This is a genomic window from Chamaesiphon sp., assembly GCF_041738855.1.
Lineage (GTDB): Bacteria > Cyanobacteriota > Cyanobacteriia > Cyanobacteriales > Chamaesiphonaceae > Chamaesiphon.
Map to the genome: position 1 here is coordinate 1 of NZ_JBGSPA010000012.1, position 22,434 is coordinate 22,434.

Genomic DNA, 22,434 nt, shown 5'->3' on the forward strand with positions numbered 1-22,434 from the left:
ACCATGCGCGGCAATATCAACTGGATGACGGCGCGGCAGTCGCTGTTTGCGTCAGATTTATTCGGCGATGATATTAATAAGATTAAACCTGCGATTAATGTCGATGGTAGTGACTCGACGATCTTTGATAATGCTCTGGAACTATTGACCCTTTCCGGTCGCAGCTTGCCCCATGCGATGATGATGATGGTGCCCGAACCTTGGACGGCGCATGAGTCGATGAGCGAACAGAAGAAGGCGTTTTATGAGTACCATTCCTGCTTGATGGAACCGTGGGATGGCCCAGCTTCGATCGCGTTTACTGATGGTAGCTCGATCGGGGCAGTACTCGATCGGAATGGTTTGCGCCCTGGGCGGTACTATGTGACGACTGACGATCTGGTGATTATGGCATCGGAAGCGGGTGTGTTGACGATTCCGCCAGAAAAAGTAGTCACGAAGGGACGGTTGGAACCAGGCAAGATGTTCATGGTGGATACCGTCGCTGGGCGGATTGTGAGCGATGAGGAAATCAAGCAGGAGATTACTAGCGCACATCCTTATCAAGCGTGGTTGGATGAGCATTTAGTTAGGTTAGAGAGCCTTTCTAGTCCCTCGCTGCCCCTACCAAAAGAGGGTGATGAGTTGCTGAAACGTCAAATGGCGTTTGGCTATACCTTTGAAGAGTTGCGGATGCTGATTACGCCGATGGCGCGGGATGGTGTCGAAGCAACGGGTTCGATGGGAACTGATACACCGTTGGCGGTGTTGTCCGATCGACCCAAATTACTCTACGATTATTTCCAACAGTTATTCGCTCAAGTTACTAATCCGCCGATCGATTCAATTCGGGAAGAAATTATCACTTCAGCACAAACTACGATCGGATCTGAGCGGAATTTACTTCAGCCAGAACCCGAAAGTTGTCATTTAATTGCATTGAAATCGCCGATTTTAAGTGATGCTGAACTAGCGAAGTTAAAGCACCTGAATGAGGGTGGATTTAGCTCTGTAACCATCCCGATGCTGTTCAACCCTAAAGATGGAGTCAAAGGACTTGAAGCAGCGTTAGAGGCGATTTTTGCTGCCTCTGACAAAGCGATCGAATCCGGTATTAGCATCCTAATTTTGAGCGATCGAGGTGTTAATCCTGAAACTGCGGCGATTCCTGCGTTACTTGCTATTTCTGGCTTGCATCACCATCTAATTCGCACGGGTACTCGTACTCGCGTCGGATTGGTATTAGAATCCGGCGAACCCCGTGAAGTTCATCACTTTGCGACGTTGATTGGTTATGGTTGTGGGGCGATTAATCCTTACTTGGCATTCGAGACGATCGCGGATTTAATCGCTCAGAAAATGTTGTTGGATGTTGATTATCCTACTGCTGTTAAAAACTATATTAAAGCCGCAACTAAAGGCGTAACTAAAGTCGCCTCGAAGATTGGAATTTCGACGATTCAAAGTTATCGCGGTGCCCAGATTTTTGAAGCTGTCGGCTTGAATCAAGTGACGATCGATAAGTACTTTACCCGCACTGCATCGCGGATTGAAGGTGCTGATGTCGGCGTAATTACCCAAGAAACGATTACCCGCCACACTCACGCCTTCCCCGATCGACCTGCCAAAGGTCAAACCCTAGATGTCGGTGGTGATTATCAGTGGCGCAAAGATGGTGAAGAACACTTATTCAGCCCCGAAAGTATCCACGCTTTGCAACAGGCGGCGCGGACGGGTAAATACGATCTGTATCAGAAGTATGCCAAGCTGATTAACGAGCAGGATAAAAAACACTTCACCCTGCGCGGCTTGTTAGATTTTAAACCGCAAACAGCAATTCCCATTGAAGAAGTAGAACCGATCGAGAATATCCTCAAACGCTTTAAAACTGGGGCGATGAGCTATGGCTCCATCTCTAGTGAAGCACATGAAGGACTAGCGATCGCCATGAACCGGATCGGCGGTAAATCCAACACAGGCGAAGGCGGCGAAGATCCCGAACGCTATACCTGGACAAACGAGCAAGGCGATTCCAAAAATAGCGGCATCAAACAAGTAGCATCAGGACGATTTGGTGTCACCAGCCTCTACCTCTCCCAAGCCAAAGAAATCCAAATCAAAATGGCACAGGGAGCCAAACCAGGCGAAGGCGGACAACTCCCAGGTAAAAAAGTCTACCCCTGGATTGCTAAGGTGCGCCACTCTACCCCAGGTGTCGGGCTGATTTCACCCCCACCGCACCATGATATCTACTCGATCGAAGATCTCGCCGAACTGATCCACGATCTCAAAAATGCCAATCGGGATGCGCGGATCAACGTCAAACTAGTATCCGAAGTCGGAGTCGGCACGATCGCCGCAGGGGTTGCCAAAGCCCACGCCGATGTAGTACTCATCTCCGGCTTCGACGGTGGTACCGGAGCCTCCCCCCAAACCTCAATCAAACACGCCGGATTACCGTGGGAACTCGGACTCGCCGAAACCCACCAAACCCTCGTCCTCAATAACCTCCGCAGCCGCATCGTCGTCGAAACCGACGGACAGCTCAAAACCGGACGAGACATCGCCATAGCCGCCCTTCTCGGTGCCGAAGAATTCGGTTTCTCCACCGCCCCCCTCGTCACCCTCGGCTGTATCATGATGCGCGTCTGCCATCTGAATACCTGCCCTGCTGGCATCGCCACCCAAAACCCCGAACTCCGCGCCACCTACACCGGAGATCCCGCCCACACCGTCAATTTTATGCGGTTCATCGCCCAAGACTTACGGGAAATCATGGCATCCCTCGGCTTCCGCACCCTCAACGAAATGGTTGGGCGCACCGATATCCTAGAATCCAAACAAGCGATCGCCCATTGGAAAGCCAAAAACATCGACCTCTCCAACCTCCTCTACCAACCCGAAGCAGGCGCAGAAGTCGGACGCTATCAAAAAATCGCCCAAGATCACGGACTTGACAAATCCCTCGATATTACTACTTTATTGGATCTGTGCAAAGACTCGATTCTGGATGGCAAACCAACTAAAGCCACCCTCCCGATCTGCAACGTCAACCGCGCCGTCGGTACCATCCTTGGTAACGAAATTACCAAACAACACTGGCACGGACTCCCAGAAGACACCGTTCACCTCCACTTCCAAGGCAGTGCCGGACAAAGCTTCGGTGCCTTCATCCCCAAAGGCGTAACCCTCGAACTCGAAGGCGATGCCAACGACTACATCGGCAAAGGACTCAGCGGCGGTAAAATCATCCTCTACCCCTCGCCCAAATCCACCTTCATCGCTGCCGAAAATGTCATCGTCGGTAACGTCGCCCTCTACGGAGCCACCAGCGGCGAAATTTACATCAACGGAATGGCAGGCGAACGGTTCTGTGTCCGTAACTCTGGTGTCAGTGCGATTGTGGAATCGATCGGCGATCATGGTTGTGAATACATGACAGGCGGACAAGTCATCGTTCTGGGTAAAACCGGACGCAATTTCGCGGCGGGGATGAGTGGTGGTGTTGCCTATATCCTCGACGAGCAAGGTGATTTTGCGACGCGCTGCAATACCCAGATGGTGGGCTTGGAAACGCTTTCCGATGCTGAAGAGATTGCGAAGTTGAAGGATTCGATCGAGAAACATGCCCAATATACCAAGAGTCAGAAAGCGATCGCAGTTCTGGCACATTGGGATGAAATGGTGCCGAAGTTTGTGAAGGTGATGCCACGCGACTATAAACGGGTGTTGCAAGCGATTGGGAATGCCCTGGCTTCGGGGTTGAGTGGTGATGATGCGCTCGATGCTGCTTTTGAGGAGAATTCCCGCGATGTGGCTCGTATTGGGGGGAGTTAGAAATCGATACGTTTCAATTTGCTAGCGGTTGTGTCTTGTCGCGCTAAACCGTCGGGAAACCCGACGAGCACGCGCCGCAAACCGCTGCTGATGTTGCAAAGTCTGCCTACGCAGACTAGGAAATTAGTCTGCGTAGATCGATCGCGATCTAATGCAGTATTCTATAATCATAATTGTGAGGTATCCAAATTTTGCCAACCGCCGAACAAGGCATCAGGTGTGTAATTCTGTGCCAATCCTTAACCAATACCTTCACACCTATTTTCATTGTTCGTCTTGACGATCGAACGGAAAATCTATTTATTTTAGCTGGTGATAACATCCAGATCGAAATCTATCCTAATGGTCTTTGGAGATTCTTATAATGAACCCTGACTTTGATACCATGACTAAAGGTGAGTTAAGAGCTTATGTCATCGCTCACCCCGACGATCGATCTGCATTCCGTATGTTTGTCGATCGCTTTACTGCGGAAGCATCCCCAGAGACATTTAACATTCCCAACTCGAATACTGAGGTTAAGGAAGTAGAAATTTTAATTCAACAAAAGTTAGCGCAACTAAAAACAGGCTAGAAGACTCACTGTTTCTAAATCGCGGGGTTCGATCGAGAAACACGCTCAATATACTAAGAGTCAGAAAGCGATCGCCGTTCTAGCAAACTGGGAGGAGATGGTGCCGAAGTTTGTGAAGGTGATGCCGCGTGACTATAAACGGGTGTTGCAAGCGATTCAGAATGCCCTGGCTTCGGGGTTGAGTGGCGATGATGCACTCAATGCTGCTTTTGAGGAAAATGCCCGCGATGTAGCACGAATTGGGGGTAGTTAAAGCTAGCAGACCCCCGACTTCTCGAAGAAGTCGGGGGTCTGAAATCTAGGGGTATAATAAATAAAAGAGACGTTTAAGCAATAATTTTTATGTCTAACAATCCCACTGCCACTCAGCTAGAAACTGATGAAGAAAAGTTTCTCAAATCTTTAGGGCGCACTCCAGCAGATGAACAAGCTAGAAAAATTGCGGCAATGCAAACCCTAGAAAACTGGATGAATGAAGAAGTAACTCCCGAACAAAACGAACTAAATCGCGAGTTTTTTAACGATTTTAAGGAAATAATCGATCTCGAAAGAAAACCTGGTTGTAAATTATTTTCGGAAGAATGATAGTTTTTCTGGATAGTGGGATTATCGGTTTATTATCTTCGCCCAACGATCGCGAGTTAGCAGTTAACTGTCAGTCTTGGTTGTATAGATTATTAGCTAGGAGTGTCTATGTAGTCAGTTCGGATATCTGTGACTATGAGGTGAGACGGGGTTTAGAATTAGCACTGCATAAGAATCCTCATGTATCGGGTTTATCTAGATTAGATGGGCTTGCCCAAATCGTGGATTTTTTACCGACAGAACGTGTCGTTTTGCAGAGGGCAGCTAAAATCTGGGCACAAGCTAGAATCACAGGTCAAGGAACTGCTGGAGATCGAGAATTAGATGCAGATATAATTATTGCAGCTCATTGGCTAATTTTAACTGAAGAATATCCAGGGCAAGAGGTAACGATCGCTACGACCAATGTTAAACATTTGAGTAGATTCACGATCGCTCGATCGTGGGAGGAAATAGAATTTTAGTTTAGCACTCCACGATCGAATCACTACTCCACTAAGTAAAGAAAATCTCCGAACAAATGCAACTGAGCGTCCCAGCCTTTAGTCGCTCCCTTAGCGAAGCTGTGTGATTTAAGCTTCCCCAAACTAACAAAAGCAAAGCTGGGAGCAGGACAAGTAACCCAGCTTTGTGAGATCGGCGGTTTCACAAAAAGTCGAGCAAACTAAACCGAACGACGACGCTTGAGATAGGCAAGTCCACCACCCGCCAAAGCAATGCCTAGTATTGTAGAGGGTTCTGGTACCGCCGTAATGTCACCAACATCACCAGGAGTATCAGAAGCTGCAATACGTATGTTGTCTAATGCTGCATAACCACCACTTAGAAGATCGATTCGTAGCGTCACATTGCCGTTGGTATTGCCGCTTGTATTTAATGGTAGCAAAACCTCCGTCCAATCAAACACATTACGTGCCGATGCCGTACCTGATGCTCGCAACACAGACAAAATTTTTCCGCTGCCTAGTCCCGTAGTTCCACTAGGATTGTCATACAGTGTGAACTCAAAAGTCGGTATCGCTCCAGACGTAACAAATGGACCGCTAAACACACTAAGATCTATGCTTGAAATATCTAAACGAGCGTTTAAAAACTGGTTGCTCCCAACATTAAAAGACAAACCGAGCAAATCATTTTGAACGTTGGAAAGCATACCGAGTGCGTAGTTTCCCCCTTTACCTGAAGGATCGGAATAGCCAGTTCCAAACGCACTATTGCCAGTAATAAGTAGCGTTTCAACCGTGTTAGCCTGGGCAAAAGTGAATCCAGGCGGTTGATTTCCATAGAGAGTATTGACTGACCTGAAGATATTAACGTCACCGCCATCGTTGACAAACCCAGTAGGGTTTTCAAAATTTTGATCGTATAAAACCGCCCCCTGAGCAGACGGTGTAAGAAATACTGCCAGACTAACTGAAGTAGCAACAATCCCAAGCGATTGAATAAAGTTCATACAAATTTTATTGCATAATGTATTTGAAGATGCTAATCTTGCCAATCGGGGTATAATTATATAAAGTAGTGGATGTCTATTGACCGTAGCAATTGATGTTTAGCAGTGATTATGTTAGTATTTCATCAGTAGTTATCGAGCATTCCTAATGGATGAACACTTTTCAGCAGCAAACGATCCTTGTTGCCTAAATGTGGGAATGGTAAAATTGAATCATATTCAATCTGCCCCATTACAATCATGAGTACGACCCCGCATAGCGGACGTTCCACGATCGAATCGATAGTCCAGGAACTAGAGAAAACCCCCGAACCAATGCAACTGAGCGTCCTAGCCTTTATTCGCTCTCTTGACGTATCGGATATCCCAGAGAATCATCATCCTTCAGAACTACCTCCAAGAACTTTGGGGCTAAATCGCGGCGCAATGAAAATGAGCGATGATTTTGATGAACCACTACCAGATGAATTTTGGCTCGGCGAAGAATGAGGATTTTGCTAGATACTCATATCTTTATCTGGATGGCGACAGAACCAGAACGCTTATCACCAAGATTCACTGAATCGATAATCAACCGTCAGAATAGTTTATTTATTAGCTTGGCAAGTATTTGGGAAATCCAAATCAAAGTAGCTTTAGGAAAACTAGATTTGAAGGGCGATCTCGCAACAATCGTAGACATTCAGATCGAACAAAATTCTATTCAGTTACTGTCGATTGACTTAAAGCATATTTACGCACTCTCAAATCTACCCGCTCACCATCGAGATCCTTTCGATCGATTGCTCATTGCTCAATCTCAAGTCGAAAAAATGACTTTATCCACTGTAGATAGTGCTTTCGATCGAGATGAGATCGATCGGCTTTAGTCTCGATCTATGTTAATAATTTTAGTGCTTTTGATGGGAAATTTGAGGATTCGATGCTGTTGCTATGACTCAATCTCTAACGGTTCGATCGATTACCGTTTATCAATCATTGCTTGGTGAGGATTGAAGTTGCTGTAATTGCTCGATCGATCGAAACGCCCTCCTAGCCAATTCCCGCTTGTCCAACATTTATCGATCGAACAAACCCAAATCCTGCTCTTTCCATCCCTGTTTCCCTAAATCGCCGATAAACATCGGATCGATTTCTAGATCCTCATCGTTGTGGATTTGCATATTTTTGAGTGTGTTTGATTTCGATCGATATAACGATTGGATATAAAACTTAAAAAAGCGATCGTGATTCTTGATGACTAAATTCAATCTAACCTTTATTAGCATCAGCTAGCTTCTTTCTCATCCGCAAAGCGGCTGTACCACCAATCAAAGTACCAACGATCGTGAAGGGTTCGGGTACTGCGGTGCTTGCAGGTGCGACTGTACGAGTTGACGCAATAGTAAAACTCAGGTCATTGTAATCGAAGGGGCCGCCTGCTAAATCTTCAAAGCTGACTAAAGTAGTTGTGAGATCGCCGAAGCCTGACTGCGCTCTGGCATGAAACAGTCCGTCTGGATTGAGAGCCGCTGCCCCAGAGAAGAAATCTATCGTGGTATTGTCTGGATTGGTGACATTCAATCTAAAGCTTAATACAGTCCCATCGGCAAATGTACCTAAGTCTTTGCTGCTACCAACTGTTGAATCTTGATTGTTGAAGATGAAAAGATCGTTTCCGGTAATTCCGTCATTACCAGGGTTGCCAAGAGCATCGAGCATCAAATATAAGTCGTCACGGTAGCCTGCTGTGGTGCCATCATAGATAGCAGTAACATTGCCGCCGTTAGCAACAACATCGAAACCTTCAGTGCCTGGAGCGGCGATCGTAAAGGCTTGTACAGCGATCGGAGTCGCCAAGATTGTTACAGAAATTGCGCTTAATGATACATACCAAAATTTATTCATTTTAAATCTATTTTCAGAGCAGAACACCTCCAAGTTAACCGCTGTAATTTTGGTTGAGATCCATCGATTGGCTGAACCTACTCAGCTAAACTTCCGTGATGTATGACGGAAGACGATCGGCGATCGCTCTACATCTCGATTAGGCTGGATCGACGATCGTCGTGTAATAACTACCAAAATGCTTGACTGTTTCGGCATAAGCAGTTAGATCTGCCAGCGCAGATTTTAGGGCAGGGCAGTTGTCCACATCGGTTTCGATGTCGATAAAAAATAGATATTCTCCTAAAGAACGTTTGCTCGGACGGGATTCGATCCGACTCAAGTTCAAGCCGCGATTGGCAAAAAAACCTAGAGCTGTCATCAAGCCACCAGGAGTATTCGATCGCAACCCAAAGGCTACAGAGGTGCAATTTCCGGCTAGTGTCGGCTCCAAACCGATCGCCCAAAACTTCGTTTGATTATCGAGACGATCGTTGATGGGATGTGCAAGTATCGGCAAATTGTAGATACTTGCGGCGCGGACTGAAGAAATTGCCGCCGCCTGAGGCTGGCTAGAAAGCATCGTGAGGGCAGCAGTAGTCGAACTATCGGCAATCTGCGCCGCGTGAGGTAGAGAGCCTTGTAGCCACTGCTGGCACTGACTCAGAGCTTGGGGATGGGAGTACACTCTCTCGATCTGACTCATGTCGGTCGCGATCGAAATCAAGGCATGATGGATCGGCAAGACGATCGCTTGTTGAATTTGAAGGGTTGCTGCCAATTTCCAGATCGTATCGGCAGTCATCGTGACCCCACCCTCGATCGAGTTTTCGACTGGGACGATCGCCAGCATTACTTCCCTACTAGCGACCGCTTGCAGCGTTTGAGCGATACTGGGATAGGGCTGTAGGGAGACTGGAGTACCGATGAGTGCCGTGTCGGCATAAGCTATCGCCGCAGCTTCTGTATAAGTACCTTTCGGCCCTAGGTGAGCGATCTTCAAAGTCATAAATAATTTTCAACTCTTACCAGAGTTCTGATTTTACTCGATCGATTGCCGATGCTGTTGATTTTGGTTAGAAATCTTGGTGGTGAAGCCGCGATCCGAGTAAGTCATAAATGCGATAAAATTTTAAACAAGGAGATTCGATCGCCACTCTACAGCTCCAAATTAAAACTGATTCTTTGGCTAAGTTTCAGCTAGTTAATATTCAAACAATCTCATTAGTATTGACAATTGGCAGTCGATTATTTTGGCTGGTGTCCCTAGTCTCTAATTCTTAGTTATATATGCACGTCGTTAAATTTACAGCAGAGCGATCGGTTGATATTGCTGTCCCCCAGCAACCGATCCCGATCGGTCATTATCTGCGGCAGCCGCAGCGGCTGGTCGGCTCTTTGGTCGATCCCGATCGGATGAGACAGGTGAGTGAGGATGAGTTCTGTTTGACCATGCGGACGCTGAGTTTTTTTGGATTCGATCTTCAGCCGACGGTATTTTTACGAGTGTGGACGGAGGTAGACAGTACGGTCAGAGTGGTTGCAACTCGTTGTGAAATTCGGGGCATCGAATATATCGATCGCCGCTTTAGTCTGCAACTGAGCGGTAAATTATCACCTTATCAAAAACAGGGGCAAACTTATCTCGGCGGGAGTGCAGATTTGGCGGTGCAAGTCGATCTACCGCCACCATTAAATTTCATGCCGCTAGCAATGGTAGAATCGGCGGGAAATAGTTTACTCAAAAGTATTCTCAACTCTTTCAAGCAACGATTGATGAATCAATTGTTGGCTGACTATGCAGTCTGGGCAAATACAGGCACTGAAGGCAATTATATTGATGCGATCGCTAATCCTCATCCACACTTAGGCTAGAGAGGGACGATCGAGGTGATGTACAAGGGCTAAAAGACTGTCGATGTTCGGGTGTAATTCCATGTCGATCGATTGCGCTCAGATGTCGAGCGGTACCATAACCTTTATTCTGAGCCAGATCGTAGTGAGGATAAATTAACGCGCGATCGCTCATCAATCGATCGCGCCAGACTTTGGCTAAAATACTCGCAGCCGCGATTGCGACTGATTTATCTTCCCCTTTGACTAAAGTTTGCTGGGGAAGATCTAAGTTGGGAATCGATTTATTGCCATCTACCAAACATAATTCTGGTGTGACAACTAACCCCAAAATCGCTCGCCGCATGGCGAGTAGCGATGCTTGCAAAATATTTAACTCATCGATCTCAGCAATGGTGGCGATGCCGATTTGATAAGCGATCGCTGCTTGTTGGATTTGGGGTACCAATATTTCGCGACGATGCGCTGAGAGTTTTTTACTATCTTTGATACCCCACTGCTGACAGTCACCGATTAGCTCTTTAGGTAAGATGACAGCGGCTGCTACCACCACCCCAAATAACGCGCCTCTACCTACCTCATCGACACCAGCAATGAGCTGTTGAGCACAGGTAAATTCGTGACTAGTCATACTTTCTTACTAGTTTCAAATTGCGGAGTTCGTCCCGCCTCTGTTCCCACGGCTCGGGTGACCCGAGACGACGACCGTGGAACGAACCCAAGTTAGATATCTAGGGTAGTAAGTGGATGGTGAATGGTGGATTGCGTTGGTGCAGCCTCTCCCTGGTAGAATCGTTTATTTCTTGGGTGGGAAGGGAGTAGAAAAGTATCGATCGATTATTTATGCCCTCAAAATTAATGGTAGGGGTAATTCATGAATTATCCCCACCACTATTAAGCTATCTTGTCAACTATCAATCGACTACTGCCGAAGAACGACGTTTGCTGCGCCGATTTTTTGGGAGTTCTTCTGGTAGCTCGACATCCATGGTCAACAGCTCAACTGGAGCGGGATCGGCAACTACTTGAGCCGTTTCAATTGTGACTTCATCGACAGTTACTACTGGCAGAGATTCCACTATCTCATCGATCGCTTCAGGCTGAAAACCCACTGTCAGAGATGCCACAATTGGCTCGCTTGCCACATCATCAGCTCGCATCGTCTCTACTGAAAACTCAGTTGGTTCTGGCTCTGCGTCGCTGCTAGTATCAACTTGACCGATCGTCGGCACAGGCGCAGGGGGTAAACTACCCACTGGGACAATATTAATAATTGCCGTTTTGGGGTTGTTTAGCTCATGCCCCAACTTGACTAATGGCGAAATTCCCATCCAGGCATAGGTTTCTTTCTCCAGATCGGACATTTCCACGGCGACTACTTCTGGTGGTTCGATCGTCGGGCGCGTCGGCTTGACTCGCTGCGGTTTCTCAGGACGTTCGCGCTCTTCTGACATCGAGTCAGAGCTGATGCTCGGACTATCGTCAACCACTGCTACTGATGCTGGCAACGGCTCTGGCACGAATGCTTCGATCTCAGGCGGTGCAAAATTACGACTGACCAGAGTCGCCCGCGTATTGTCCTCTGGTGGGGGAGAGACAGCACGACTGGGTGTAGCGATATTCCGACTCGGAGTGCCATTGGGTAGCGGCGTCCGACTAGTCTCACCATTGGGAGTTGGACGGGGCACATTCCGCACCACTTCTTCGCGTTCGGTGCGACTGACGCGACGGCGACGTTTTTTGCCAGCTCCATTTTGCTGTTGATAGCTGGGGTGATTGACGAGGTTGAAATCATCTTCACCTTCGGTGCCTTCGGGATCGAAGGTATCCCAGACTTCCTCTGGTACTGGTGCTGTTTGACGCGGATCTGGTAAAGTGCGATCGTTGCGGCGGGGGCTTCTGGTCAATCCTCTCCCTGACAGCGATGTCTTGTCGGTACTGCTACTCCGATGGCGATGTTCGCGTTGAGGTACGGTAGAAACTAGTGAGATTGGTACTGCCTCACCATCTGCACCATAGACTGCTTCGCCAGGAACGTGTGCTAAGTGTCCTAAGCCGCCACAAGTGCTACAGGTTTCACCAAATAGCTCATAGATATTCTGACCTTGGCGTTTGCGGGTGAGTTCGACTAGTCCGAGTTCGGATAGTTGGGCGATTTGGGGGCGAGCTTTGTCAACGCGGAGTTGTTTATTGAAATGCTCTAGTACTTGCAGCTGATCTTTGCGGTAATCCATATCGATAAAGTCGATAATGATCACCCCAGCGATATTCCGCAGTCTCAACTGACGGGCAATTTCAGTTGCGGCTTCACAATTAGTCCATAGTACTGTTTCGCGAGAGGTGGTCGATCGCGTGAAGGAACCAGAGTTGACATCCACGACCGTCAATGCTTCGGTCGGTTCGATGATAATATAACCACCAGAAGGCAGATCTACTCTGGGTTTTAATGATTCCCTAATGGCGGCATTGACTCGAAAATATTCGAGGATCGGTTGGCGTTCGCGATGTCTATCGACCACAACTCCTTGCGGTAGTTGACCGTCATTCCAGCCCAAGAGTGTCTGTTTGACTCGCTTGAGTCCCTGTTCGGAGTCTACGACAATCCGGTTGACATCGGCGGCATACATATCGCGGAGCACTCTTTGGATGAAGTCATCATCGCGATTGAGTAAAGCTGGCGCGCGCGTGGAGTTGGCGTCTTGCTGCACCACTTCCCATTGCTTTTGGAGTTGTTCGAGATCTTCGAGGATCGCCTCCTCGGTGGTGTCTTCTGCTTCAGTGCGGACGAGTAAACCCATTCCGGCTGGTTTGGCAAGGACGGCGAGAGCGCGGAGTCGGTTGCGTTCGCCCTCAGAACGAATCCGGCGCGACAGATTGACACCTTTGCCAAAGGGAATCAACACGACATAACGACCGGGGAGGCTGACATTTCCAGTCAGTCTGGGGCCTTTATTGCCAGTTGGTTCCTTCATGATTTGCACCAACACTTTTTGCTGTGGTGCTAGCAACTCGACGATCGATCCAGCACTGCGTCTGAGTCGGAGTGGCCCCAAATCGGTAACGTGAATGAATCCATTTCGCGAAGGGTCGCCAATGTTGATAAATGCGGCGTCAATCCCTTGCAACACATTTTCGACGATGCCAAGATAGATATCGCTGACCTGATGTTGTCCGGTCGCTACTACCAACTCTTGAATTTGGTCTTCCCCAAATACTGCACCAATGCGGTGTTGCTCCGCAATAATTATTTGCTTTGGCATTCAATTTCCTCGAAAATTAGCAGCCCGCCCGATCGCCTCGAATCGACAGGTGCAGAGCGGTACTGGTATGATGTAACTTAATTTGTCGCAAGTAGCTAACTGGTTGGTACCGATCTAAGTTGGCGATCGAGTAGCAACTGCTGGTGTAAATCTAGTGAGACCATCGATCGGCACGTAAGATCGACTCGATAACTATCTGGTTGACATCTGTCTACAGCGATAAGTACTAAATTAAGACACTTACCCTACTAATTGAGATGTATAGCTGCCGATTGTCGATCGCGGGCAGACCCAGGGCGTAAATTGAGGGCTACAGCGGTAAAATCACACGTTAATGTAGTTCTACTGCTGCTGGGACGAGCAAAATAGATCGGTAAACGAGCTAGGTAGTTTTACCAACATGTGGACTGACTGTCTGAGCTGTGCGATTTACTTATTCTTCTGCTCATTCTCCAACCCAAATCAGGCGATACTTGCTTGCAGCGCGTCCGAGGAACAAAGACTTACCACTGGCTATGAGATCGCTAGCTGGGCTACACCAACGCATCGGATCGGTTGTGCCAACAACAGGTCTTGGTTAACATCAGACGCGGTACGCACGAGCGCGAGACCGTATTCCCACCCAACTGCTGCCAAAGATTTGGAGTAGTTGGACTTGACGATTGGGTCGATTGTCCTGGCAAGTGATATCAACCCTCAACAGAGTTGGATCTGGAGCTTTCTCAAATAGGGTGAACTGGAGTGATGTTCCAATCCTCACTAGATCTATTGCACTTAGTAGTTAGCTACCAGGATGGTGGTATATCCAAAAATCCACGAAAATTTTGTCAAGTAAGCGATCGCTTCTGGTTTGGATTACCAGAGGATGTTCGGAAAATTGGCTGAAGCTCATTCTTCCTTGGTGGCGATCGATCTTGGTTACTTTCGATTATACCTGCAAATTGTCACGATCTCAAAGCTAACTTGCGGAGACTTTGAATCGTCGCGATCGTGGTCGTGGCGACTCGATCGATTTGCTCTACTGTATTATTGTGCCCAATTCCGAACCTCAGTGCAGCATAAGCGAGAGATTCCGATCGTCCTAGTGCCCGTAAAACGTGAGAAGGTTCGATTTTGGCGGAACTACAAGCGGCTCCCGATGAGAGGGCGACAGTCGGGCGCAGACCCAGTAGGAGCGCATTACCATCCACTCCAGCGACACTAATATTTAGATTCCCTGCTAGTCGCTGCGTCGGATGACCATTGAGGTAGACACCATCGAGCTGACTCAGTTGCGACCATAACCGCGTTCGCAGTTCGGTCAATCTGACGGTTTCTGCATCCATCTCGCTGACAGCAATCTCTACAGCTTTAGCAAAACCAACGATCTGCGGTGTGTACAGCGTACCCGATCGCATCCCCCGTTCGTGTCCGCCGCCATGTAGTTGCGGCGACAACTTGACACGGGGATTGCGGCGACGGACGTAGAGTGCGCCGCTACCTTTGGGGCCATAGATTTTGTGGGCGGTCATCGACATCAGATCGATATTGCATGAATCCACATCTAAGGGGATTTGACCGATCGCTTGAGCAGCATCGGTATGAAACAAAACACCATTTTCTCGACAGATTTTACCGATTGCTGCTAGTGGTTGCAGTACGCCGATCTCGTTATTGGCAGCCATGATTGAGACTAAGATCGTGTCGGGACGGATCGCTTTTTCTAAAAGTTCGAGATCGACCAAACCATCGGGTGCGACAGGTAAATAAGTAACTGTAAATCCCAAGGATTCTAGATATTCGCAAGGATCTAAAACTGCATTGTGTTCGGTTTGCAGCGTAATCAGATGTTGTCCTTTAGCAAAATATGCTTCAGCAACACCCTTGAGCGCGAGATTGTTGGCTTCTGTCGCACCGCTAGTAAAGACAATCTCCTCTGGACTCGCGCCAATGGCAGTGGCGATGGTTTCTCTAGCACCAGTTACCGCCGCCTCTGCCGCCCAACCATATTGGTGCGTGGTACTAGTCGGATTGCCAAAATGTTCGGTAAAATATGGCAACATTGCCGCAAGGACGCGCGGATCGACTGGGGTGGTGGCATGTCGATCGAGATAGATGGGTTGGTGTCGATCGGTAGACATGTGATGGTGAGGTTGAGTGTGGATGCGATCGAGGTTTGGTGGGGTGGATGCGTGGATCTACCCACCCCGCCCTACGGGCACCCCTCCGAGGAGGGGACTTTGGATCCTAGTATTTCAAGTTACCGTGTATGTAAAGGGCTGCTAGACTACATTTCAGGTTGGTTTACCCCAAGTTATCCCCTCGTCAAAGGGTTTTGGGCTATGCCCAAAGGGCATGACCGAAGAAAATCCCCTCCTCGGAGGGGTGCCCGTAGGGTGGGGTGGGTCAGATCTCCGCATCCCATCTAGCACGAGCAAAGATCGATCAGTTCAAGCATCGGCATGGCAATACTCAGATCTTACTAGAATATCCAATACCCAACAACACCAAAAAGACACCGCAATTAATTACGGTGTCTTGGAAAAGATAACTTCTTCCAAACATCGGCAGTTTAAATCGGTATAAAATTAAACTTCACTATTAGCTTTGAGTTTTTTTCTCATCCGTAGTGCTGCGGTTCCACCTACGAGGGTGCCGATAATGCTAAAGGGTTCGGGAACTGCTGTCGGCGGAGCAACTTGTGAGAGAGTCCCAACTGTTAAGTTATCAAATCCGAAAAAATCAGTCCCTACATTAGTATTGCCAAAAGTAACCTGATTGAAAGTTTCATTAGCAGTTTGGGCGATCAGACCGTAATAAAGTGCCGAACCATTGGGACCACTAATTGTGTTGGGGACAGTTAAAACACTACTTACAACATCGTTGAGAGATAGGGTAATTTGTCCATTAAAATCTCCAATGTCGGTGCCATAAAAACCGAAAGCAGCAACAGGGTTAGCAAAATTGATGGTAAAAATACCATTACCGACTTCATAATATTTGTCACTACCTAAAACGGGAAAACGCCCTACTGTATTTGCGCCTGAGGCGACAGCACCTGTCGTCGAAGAAATAGTGGCTGTACCGACTCCTGGGAAATTGATGTTTGACGCTGTAGCACCGCTAGCAAAACCCTCAAAAGTCTCAGTTCCAGCACCACTGAGATTGGAGAGAAAACTAGCTTCTGCGGCGATCGAGTTTGGAATGGGGCTGGCTCCAGTATTCGCACCAGTGTCTTCACCAAAAAAGATCGTAAAAGCTTGTGCTGGAGCAAAAACTCCACTGACAACGATGCCACCAACTGCAATACTTGTAGTCAATAATAAAGATTTAATTTTCACGATCGGGGTGGTGTATTGTGGCTAGATGTCTTAACTGTGTTTAGCATCAGTCATTACACTTAGAGAAATCACATTTTTAGAGAATTATCTAAGCAAAATTACTTAATACCTGAAATAAGGGTACCTGTCAAATGAGCTATACACAAGATAGAGATCCGTACTTGTGCGCTCGAGTTTTTTATGGTATGATGCATAGTCTAAGTACTGGAAGGAACTATCGATCGACATAATAAAGTTGGCAGCAATCGATATATACAGATTGCCACCCTGATGACTAGCCATAAAATGCAGAGAATATAGTCGATCGAGCTAGATTAGAAAGTATCTAACTTGCTTGACTCGATCTACGCTAAAAAACTGAGTGTAGATCGATCGTGAACCCAGGCAAAACATCTTCGCCACTCAAGGCAGTAGGCGATTGCAAGATTTCTACCTCCTGTCCTAATCGATAGATTTCTACTTGCTGCTGTTGGGGATTAATTAGCCACCCCAGGCGGACACCATTCGATCGATACTCTTCCATCTTGTCGCGCAGAGTTGTGAGGCTGTCGCTCATCGATCTCAGTTCGATGACAAAATCCGGTACTACTTCAGGGAATGCGACACTGCGGGGGATATTCGCGAATTTAGATTTTTCGATCCAGGTGACATCGGGCGATTTGACTGCTCCATTGGGTAGGGTGAAGCCACCAGATGAATCAAACACTTTGCCTAGATCGGTTTGACGATTCCAAATATCGACATCAGTCGTTAGTTTTCCATTTCGCTCCGAACTTTCCCATCCCGCAGGTGCCATTGTAATTAATTCTCCATTAGCGGTTAGCTCTAGTCGCAGTTCTGGATTGTCTTGGCACAGTTGCTCGAACTCTGCGTGGGTAACCCGCAGGGTGATGCTGTGAATGTCTAGTAAGAATGGTTTGGTTGCGAATGACTGCATAAACTTATCCCGAACTAACGTTATGTAAATATTCTAAAACCTGGAGATCGCTTCATACAGATCGGGGAGGTCGTTTTCGATCAAAATCATGTCTTTGGCTTGACGGTGTTCGGGACTAGTCAGATAGGCAAGTGCGGCATCACGATTGGGAAATTCCATCAACTTATCGGGAGCTAAACCACCTTCAATCAGTCCGGCTTTGAGAGCTTCCTTATTGGTATCGCCAACGACGATCGCCAGATCGCAGATCGAGGCAGCTTTGAGAGCCACTTGGCGGTTCTCAGCGGCTTGAATCTCGCCGAGTTCTACCATTCCAGGTGTCATCAAGATTTTGCGTCCGCCTTCAAGAACTTCCAGCACTTCTAAAGCTGAGGCAAACCCGATCGGGTTAGAGTTGTAGGAGTCATCGAGGATGAAACCGTCGCCGTTTTTACGCAAGTTGAGGCGACTATTGGCAGGTTCGAGATTGTGGATGGCGGCGATGACATAATCAGGATCTTTGCCCAGCGCACAAGCCATCGTAAAGGAGCCGACGAGGTTGGAGAGCATCGGCGCACCCAGTAGTTTGGTGAAGCCTGGGTACGCTGTACCTTGCCAATGAATCATAAAAGTCGTGCCGTCCATGCTAGCTTTGATATCGGACATCCAGCAGTCGAGGTGTCCGAGTTCTGGCTCCAATCCGTACAGGAGAGTAGTAGCTTTGGGATGCTCGGTTGCCATTTTACGTGCGCCAGGATTGTCACCATTGCAGACGAGCAATCCATCAGGGGGGATGGCTTGAGCGAGTTCACATTTGGCTGTATAGATATTTTCTGCGCCGCCAAAACGTTCGAGGTGCATCACCCCGACGGCGGTTACCAATCCGGCATTAGGCGGCGTAAAACGGCACAATCTGGCGATCGATCCGATTTGATATGCGCCCATTTCGATGATGGCGATTTGCTGCTGGGGTTTAAAATTCTCGCGAATCTGGCGGGTGATACCCATCTCCGTATTGATGCTACCAGGGGTCCAAAATGTCGGCTCGATCGCTTCGAGGATACTCCCTAAAATGGCTTTGGTACTGGTTTTGCCATAACTGCCAGTAATCCCGATCGTGTAGGGCTGATAGTCAGCGAGGATATCTTTGGCTTCTTGCAAAAATGCCTGTTGTTTTTTGAGTTCTTGCGGCCATAAGATCGCATTGGCGATGACAATCCAGATCGGGGCAGACTGGATTAAGCCAACTGTGACGAGCCAATAGATGTAGATACTCTCGCCAGCTCCTAAGAAATATGTGCCAGCGATGATGAGGATAGTGGCGATCGCGTAAAGTCCTAAAGCAAGGTTATAGATCGCCGTTGCGCGATCGGTCATCTTCAGCTTAATCTTACCAACTTGGCGCGGATCTTCTTCCTGAAAACCGACGAAGACTAAAACTGCTGCGCCAACTAAGCAAATCGCCACACAAATCCCCATATCCCCCCCAGACCCAAATCTACTCAGTGCGGCGGCTGTGAGGGCGATCGCGGTGCCTTTGGTGTCAAAATTACGTTTTTCGAGCAACCAATCTTTAAAGCGGGTGCTGTTGTATTCTTCTTGCTGGAAATAACGCAGATATCTCAGCCCTCGGCGGGTGAAAAAGAGGATGGTGGCAGCGGAGATGATGGTGAGGCAGATGAGGGTAAGCATGGGGAACGTGATGGGAATTAACGAGCTGTAAGGGCGGGGTAAAGATCTCCGCCGATCTCCTAAGATTTAGAGTTAAGTAAGACCATTAATCCGATCGCAACTAGGGGAATTACTACGAGCAAAATCAGTAATATCATCTTTTTTTACTCTTTAGCTAGGTAATTGCGCGAGAAACTTCTCTACATAATAAGCGCAAAGGTGAGAGCCTTCGGCTTGAAACATGAAGTGATCGCGGTGGGGGATGGTAATCAGTTCGGAGTTGGCAAATAGGCTGTGATAACGGTGTCCCATCTCTACAGGGGTTTCGGTATCGGCTTCACCCCAGAGCAATAGCACTGGACGCGTAATTTTGCGGGCAATTTCGGTGAGATCTTCACTAACAGTCTTCACTAAAGTCCCCCGCATCGCCCCAGCATTGAGATAATCACGGGAACCATACTTCTGGCTGTGCCATGTCAGCAACTCGTCCCGATACAACGGCGACAGCTTGCAGGCATGCCGCAAATTTCGCACCCACTGACTGCGGAGTGATTGCTGGAACGTGCGCTGACGCTGCAATCCACCGGAATTGACGAGGGTTATCGATCGCACTATGTGAGGATATTTGTGAGCGAGTCGGAGCGAGACTCTCCCCCCAAATGAATGTCCTAAGAGATCTGCTGATTTGATGCCCTGTGCTTCCAAATACTGATAAATGCGATCGGCATATTGTGCCGTGTCCCAATCTTCTGGCGGTGATGGCGATTTACCAAAACCTGGGAGATCGATAAGATGCACCTGAGATCGAGTGGCGAGGAGTTCTCCCATCGGTTGCAAGGATTGGAGATTTTGCCCCCAACCGTGAAGCATGAGGAGGGGATGACCACTTTTACCAAGTTGGGTGGTATTTAGCTGGGTAGTGTTCGATCGGATGTCTTGAGCCATTACGCGCACTTTTAGCTGTTTATCAGCTTAAATTAGCATCGATCGGTACCGACATCCAGCGGAACTTTGCAGCAGATGACAGAATTTGTGACAAATATGGGTAGTCTAAGAGCGATCGATCTCACATCCACCAGCTCGATCGCTCGATATAATCAGGGGTAAGTTTATGCTCGATTCGCTCTTTACCCCGATCTAAATCCCATGCTCACGATCGTCATTCATCCTCTCCTAGCCAGAGTTTCGATCTTGATTTTGTAAAGCCAACCCGATCTTTGGCGCAGATTCAGAGATCTACTTACCGTAATTATTTACTAGCAGGATCTAAGGAGATTAAATATGTTTGCAATTGGCAAGAAGATTGGGAGTGGTGTCGAGCAAGTTGTCTACGAACACTTTCTATATGTCGTGAGAACTGAGTCACCAGTGAGGGTATTAGAAAGATTTCGCACCCTCTTTATCGAGGGAGTTACCTATAGTGACCATCGCATTTGGACGACGATCGAGGCACTGGCATTTGAAAAAACTGCCGAGCAAAATTTCCCATTAATTATCAACCGCTGTTGCTATATTTTGGTCAATCACTGGCAAATGCAGCTATCTGGACATATCCCCATTGCCAGTTTGGTAAGTATGTTGGCAAATCTCCATGATGTCCGCATGACTTATTCTAGAGTCGTCCGCCGGATGCGTCAACTGCTCCAATTGTATCTGCAAAGTGACGACTATCCCAAGCTCAAACGATTGAATGCTGTGCTCAATGGCAATACATCTGGTAAAGATGCGATCGGCGAACAACCCTTAGGAATGTTGATTAGTCGTTATCCCTATTTATACGAGCACTCACTGGTTTCTGAAGAACGTACTTTTGAAAATGTTGAGACGATCAAACGGGTACAACGCGGTTTACGCAAACAACAAGAAACCAACCTATCACACTATCTCACTTATCAAGTGAGACGATCGCGGATCAAAGCTCAATTCGGGCGAGAAGCGGCTGACAACTTACCATCGGTGCTCAATCCAACGTTATTATCTACTAAAGAATTGGGAATGGCATTCGGTCAATTTGCAGGTAAAGCGGAAGGTAATGCCACTTATCAGGATTTATCGCGCGGTTTTGTCTCGCATCTCCAGATGCAGCCGATTATCAAGACATTTAAGGGCGATCTGTACGACTATATCGTGTCTGGTGTCGATAGTAGTTATGGTAAGCGGAGTTTTAACGATCGCTTGTACAAAGCGATCGACAGCATCTTACCCGATCGAGACAATCAACGACTCGATGAACTAAGCTTGTTGAGAACTTGTACTCACGTTCTCAACCACTTAGTTGTGGAAAGTTCCAGCAATCCGCAACACTTTATTTTCATGGACATGATCAGTAATTTAGGTGCAGTTTTCACAACTGGCTTATTACTCAAAATAGTTTTGATCTGCCAAAAGGTGAAACCATTACTTGAAAGCAGATTATCGATCCTCTTCAATCATTATGAGTCCTCACAGTGCAAGGGTGTACCTTGGCTAGTAAGATCGCTCGAAAACTGGAATGTGGCTGGAGCAATTCATTTTGGTAAAATAGATGCGTCATCGCTCAACTTCTTACAGTCAATTGGGGAGTAATTGACAAGATTTCAACCATCAAAGCTTTGATGTAGCTCTTCGGCAACTATTTTGATCCGTCGTAACTGCGCTGCCATATCTGCTTTCGTCCATTTAGCTGCAAACAGATTGAAACCCCAGGCGATCTGTCGATTGGGAATCTGAAATTCAAACTGATTGAGTAATCTCGTTCCCCGCTGATTGGGCTGGCATTCCCAGCGATCGCTCCCCTTGAAAAATCCATCAAATCCCCAAATAATCAATCCAGGTTCGCGCACGATTACAACATTATTTAATGTGGGTTTGATAACAGGGATCTGAATGACAAATTTACTTTTACTCCCCACACTAGTCTGCCATACTCCCTTGGGTTCGCACTTGAGGATCGGGTTGAGCCATCGCTGCATCAATTCCAATTCAGTAATACATCGATCTACTGCTGTTGCGCTTGCTTTAATCTGAATTGATTGTTCAAAGACAGGCATTTTATTAGGCTTTAGGCTTTAGGCTTTAGGTGTTAGGCTTTAGGGATTAGGAATTAGGTGTTAGGGATTAGGCTCAACATCAAATAAAGA

General features: G+C 47.5%; 21 protein-coding genes and 1 pseudogene. 10 read left to right on the forward strand and 12 right to left on the reverse strand.

Going from position 1 to position 22,434, the window contains the following annotated elements:
* The 6 genes and pseudogenes from gltB to ACEW9I_RS01765 form a co-directional block, all read left to right on the forward strand.
* A partial coding sequence (gltB, locus tag ACEW9I_RS01740; RefSeq protein ID WP_373538655.1) for a glutamate synthase large subunit occupies window positions 1-3,816 on the forward strand: 3,816 nt, incomplete at its 5' end.
* Window positions 3,817-4,007: 191 nt separating this feature from the next.
* Entirely contained in the window at window positions 4,008-4,181 is a 174-nt protein-coding gene (locus ACEW9I_RS01745) for a hypothetical protein (RefSeq protein ID WP_373538656.1), read from the forward strand.
* Entirely contained in the window at window positions 4,181-4,390 is a 210-nt protein-coding gene (locus ACEW9I_RS01750) for a hypothetical protein (RefSeq protein WP_373538657.1), read from the forward strand. The genes ACEW9I_RS01745 and ACEW9I_RS01750 overlap by 1 nt, the downstream gene beginning before the upstream one ends.
* Before the next feature lie 28 nt (window positions 4,391-4,418).
* A pseudogene (locus tag ACEW9I_RS01755) lies at window positions 4,419-4,643 on the forward strand (hypothetical protein); the annotation flags it as partial.
* An 89-nt stretch (window positions 4,644-4,732) separates the two neighbouring features.
* Window positions 4,733-4,975, forward strand: coding sequence for a hypothetical protein (locus tag ACEW9I_RS01760; protein WP_373538658.1), 243 nt, complete (start codon window positions 4,733-4,735; stop codon window positions 4,973-4,975).
* Window positions 4,972-5,439: a type II toxin-antitoxin system VapC family toxin gene (locus ACEW9I_RS01765; RefSeq protein ID WP_373538659.1), complete on the forward strand. Its 468-nt coding sequence runs from the start codon at window positions 4,972-4,974 to the stop codon at window positions 5,437-5,439. The genes ACEW9I_RS01760 and ACEW9I_RS01765 overlap by 4 nt, the downstream gene beginning before the upstream one ends.
* 200 nt (window positions 5,440-5,639) lie before the next feature.
* Here ACEW9I_RS01765 and ACEW9I_RS01770 read toward each other — a convergent pair whose 3' ends face one another.
* Window positions 5,640-6,428: a PEP-CTERM sorting domain-containing protein gene (locus tag ACEW9I_RS01770; protein ID WP_373538660.1), complete on the reverse strand. Its 789-nt coding sequence runs from the start codon at window positions 6,426-6,428 to the stop codon at window positions 5,640-5,642.
* A 240-nt stretch (window positions 6,429-6,668) separates the two neighbouring features.
* On the opposite strand from ACEW9I_RS01770, the gene ACEW9I_RS01775 reads away from it, so the two are divergent.
* Window positions 6,669-6,917, forward strand: a complete 249-nt coding sequence (locus tag ACEW9I_RS01775; protein WP_373538661.1) for a DUF2281 domain-containing protein — start codon at window positions 6,669-6,671, stop codon at window positions 6,915-6,917.
* Window positions 6,914-7,297: a type II toxin-antitoxin system VapC family toxin gene (locus ACEW9I_RS01780; RefSeq protein WP_373538662.1), complete on the forward strand. Its 384-nt coding sequence runs from the start codon at window positions 6,914-6,916 to the stop codon at window positions 7,295-7,297. The genes ACEW9I_RS01775 and ACEW9I_RS01780 overlap by 4 nt, the downstream gene beginning before the upstream one ends.
* Window positions 7,298-7,486: 189 nt before the next feature.
* On the opposite strand, the gene ACEW9I_RS01785 is transcribed toward ACEW9I_RS01780, so the two are convergent.
* From ACEW9I_RS01785 to pheA, 3 genes are all read right to left on the reverse strand, one after another.
* Window positions 7,487-7,696 (reverse strand): hypothetical protein, encoded by a 210-nt coding sequence (locus tag ACEW9I_RS01785; protein ID WP_373538663.1) that lies wholly within the window; start codon window positions 7,694-7,696, stop codon window positions 7,487-7,489.
* Entirely contained in the window at window positions 7,680-8,315 is a 636-nt protein-coding gene (locus ACEW9I_RS01790) for a PEP-CTERM sorting domain-containing protein (RefSeq protein WP_373538664.1), read from the reverse strand. Before ACEW9I_RS01790 ends, ACEW9I_RS01785 begins: the two co-directional genes overlap by 17 nt.
* A 139-nt stretch (window positions 8,316-8,454) precedes the next feature.
* On the reverse strand, window positions 8,455-9,303 hold the full coding sequence (gene pheA / locus ACEW9I_RS01795) for a prephenate dehydratase (RefSeq protein WP_373538665.1): 849 nt from the start codon (window positions 9,301-9,303) through the stop codon (window positions 8,455-8,457).
* A 281-nt stretch (window positions 9,304-9,584) separates the two neighbouring features.
* On the opposite strand from pheA, the gene ACEW9I_RS01800 reads away from it, so the two are divergent.
* Window positions 9,585-10,169, forward strand: coding sequence for a DUF1997 domain-containing protein (locus ACEW9I_RS01800; protein ID WP_373538666.1), 585 nt, complete (start codon window positions 9,585-9,587; stop codon window positions 10,167-10,169).
* Here the strand turns inward: ACEW9I_RS01800 and ACEW9I_RS01805 are convergent.
* The 7 genes from ACEW9I_RS01805 to ACEW9I_RS01835 all read right to left on the reverse strand — a co-directional run bounded on the left by ACEW9I_RS01805 (window position 10,144) and on the right by ACEW9I_RS01835 (window position 20,260).
* Window positions 10,144-10,779 carry a ribonuclease HII gene (locus ACEW9I_RS01805; protein WP_373538667.1) on the reverse strand — a complete coding sequence of 212 codons (636 nt, stop codon included), beginning with the start codon at window positions 10,777-10,779 and terminating at the stop codon, window positions 10,144-10,146. The two genes, ACEW9I_RS01800 and ACEW9I_RS01805, sit on opposite strands and share 26 nt — an antisense overlap.
* Before the next feature lie 283 nt (window positions 10,780-11,062).
* A complete protein-coding gene (locus ACEW9I_RS01810; RefSeq protein WP_373538668.1) occupies window positions 11,063-13,408 on the reverse strand; it encodes an Rne/Rng family ribonuclease in 2,346 nt (781 codons plus the stop codon).
* A gap of 944 nt (window positions 13,409-14,352) precedes the next feature.
* Window positions 14,353-15,528: a cysteine desulfurase family protein gene (locus tag ACEW9I_RS01815; RefSeq protein ID WP_373538669.1), complete on the reverse strand. Its 1,176-nt coding sequence runs from the start codon at window positions 15,526-15,528 to the stop codon at window positions 14,353-14,355.
* Window positions 15,529-15,975: 447 nt separating this feature from the next.
* The gene (locus tag ACEW9I_RS01820) at window positions 15,976-16,728 is read right to left on the reverse strand and encodes a PEP-CTERM sorting domain-containing protein (RefSeq protein WP_373538670.1); all 753 of its coding nucleotides are present in this window, start codon (window positions 16,726-16,728) and stop codon (window positions 15,976-15,978) included.
* 349 nt (window positions 16,729-17,077) lie between these two features.
* The gene (locus ACEW9I_RS01825) at window positions 17,078-17,665 is read right to left on the reverse strand and encodes a Uma2 family endonuclease (protein ID WP_373538671.1); all 588 of its coding nucleotides are present in this window, start codon (window positions 17,663-17,665) and stop codon (window positions 17,078-17,080) included.
* Between the two features lie 33 nt (window positions 17,666-17,698).
* Window positions 17,699-19,336, reverse strand: a complete 1,638-nt coding sequence (locus ACEW9I_RS01830; protein ID WP_373538672.1) for a Mur ligase family protein — start codon at window positions 19,334-19,336, stop codon at window positions 17,699-17,701.
* A 150-nt stretch (window positions 19,337-19,486) separates the two neighbouring features.
* The gene (locus ACEW9I_RS01835; RefSeq protein WP_373538673.1) at window positions 19,487-20,260 is read right to left on the reverse strand and encodes an alpha/beta fold hydrolase; all 774 of its coding nucleotides are present in this window, start codon (window positions 20,258-20,260) and stop codon (window positions 19,487-19,489) included.
* 336 nt (window positions 20,261-20,596) lie between these two features.
* Here ACEW9I_RS01835 and ACEW9I_RS01840 point away from each other — a divergent pair, with 336 nt between their 5' ends.
* On the forward strand, window positions 20,597-21,880 hold the full coding sequence (locus ACEW9I_RS01840) for a hypothetical protein (RefSeq protein ID WP_373538674.1): 1,284 nt from the start codon (window positions 20,597-20,599) through the stop codon (window positions 21,878-21,880).
* A gap of 11 nt (window positions 21,881-21,891) precedes the next feature.
* On the opposite strand, the gene ACEW9I_RS01845 is transcribed toward ACEW9I_RS01840, so the two are convergent.
* A complete protein-coding gene (locus ACEW9I_RS01845) occupies window positions 21,892-22,344 on the reverse strand; it encodes an SRPBCC family protein (RefSeq protein ID WP_373538675.1) in 453 nt (150 codons plus the stop codon).
* Window positions 22,345-22,434 lie beyond the last annotated feature (90 nt).

Bases quoted from the DNA above. Each gene is read 5' to 3' on its own strand.
- ACEW9I_RS01750 (WP_373538657.1), top strand. From the start codon at position 4,181: ATGAACCCTGACTTTGATACCATGACTAAAGGTGAGTTAAGAGCTTAT.
- ACEW9I_RS01760 (WP_373538658.1), top strand. From the start codon at position 4,733: ATGTCTAACAATCCCACTGCCACTCAGCTAGAAACTGATGAAGAAAAG.
- ACEW9I_RS01765 (WP_373538659.1), top strand. From the start codon at position 4,972: ATGATAGTTTTTCTGGATAGTGGGATTATCGGTTTATTATCTTCGCCC.
- ACEW9I_RS01770 (WP_373538660.1), bottom strand. From the start codon at position 6,428: ATGAACTTTATTCAATCGCTTGGGATTGTTGCTACTTCAGTTAGTCTG.
- ACEW9I_RS01775 (WP_373538661.1), top strand. From the start codon at position 6,669: ATGAGTACGACCCCGCATAGCGGACGTTCCACGATCGAATCGATAGTC.
- ACEW9I_RS01780 (WP_373538662.1), top strand. From the start codon at position 6,914: ATGAGGATTTTGCTAGATACTCATATCTTTATCTGGATGGCGACAGAA.
- ACEW9I_RS01785 (WP_373538663.1), bottom strand. From the start codon at position 7,696: ATGCTAATAAAGGTTAGATTGAATTTAGTCATCAAGAATCACGATCGC.
- ACEW9I_RS01790 (WP_373538664.1), bottom strand. From the start codon at position 8,315: ATGAATAAATTTTGGTATGTATCATTAAGCGCAATTTCTGTAACAATC.
- pheA (WP_373538665.1), bottom strand. From the start codon at position 9,303: ATGACTTTGAAGATCGCTCACCTAGGGCCGAAAGGTACTTATACAGAA.
- ACEW9I_RS01800 (WP_373538666.1), top strand. From the start codon at position 9,585: ATGCACGTCGTTAAATTTACAGCAGAGCGATCGGTTGATATTGCTGTC.
- ACEW9I_RS01805 (WP_373538667.1), bottom strand. From the start codon at position 10,779: ATGACTAGTCACGAATTTACCTGTGCTCAACAGCTCATTGCTGGTGTC.
- ACEW9I_RS01810 (WP_373538668.1), bottom strand. From the start codon at position 13,408: ATGCCAAAGCAAATAATTATTGCGGAGCAACACCGCATTGGTGCAGTA.
- ACEW9I_RS01815 (WP_373538669.1), bottom strand. From the start codon at position 15,528: ATGTCTACCGATCGACACCAACCCATCTATCTCGATCGACATGCCACC.
- ACEW9I_RS01825 (WP_373538671.1), bottom strand. From the start codon at position 17,665: ATGCAGTCATTCGCAACCAAACCATTCTTACTAGACATTCACAGCATC.
- ACEW9I_RS01830 (WP_373538672.1), bottom strand. From the start codon at position 19,336: ATGCTTACCCTCATCTGCCTCACCATCATCTCCGCTGCCACCATCCTC.
- ACEW9I_RS01835 (WP_373538673.1), bottom strand. From the start codon at position 20,260: ATGGCTCAAGACATCCGATCGAACACTACCCAGCTAAATACCACCCAA.
- ACEW9I_RS01840 (WP_373538674.1), top strand. From the start codon at position 20,597: ATGTTTGCAATTGGCAAGAAGATTGGGAGTGGTGTCGAGCAAGTTGTC.
- ACEW9I_RS01845 (WP_373538675.1), bottom strand. From the start codon at position 22,344: ATGCCTGTCTTTGAACAATCAATTCAGATTAAAGCAAGCGCAACAGCA.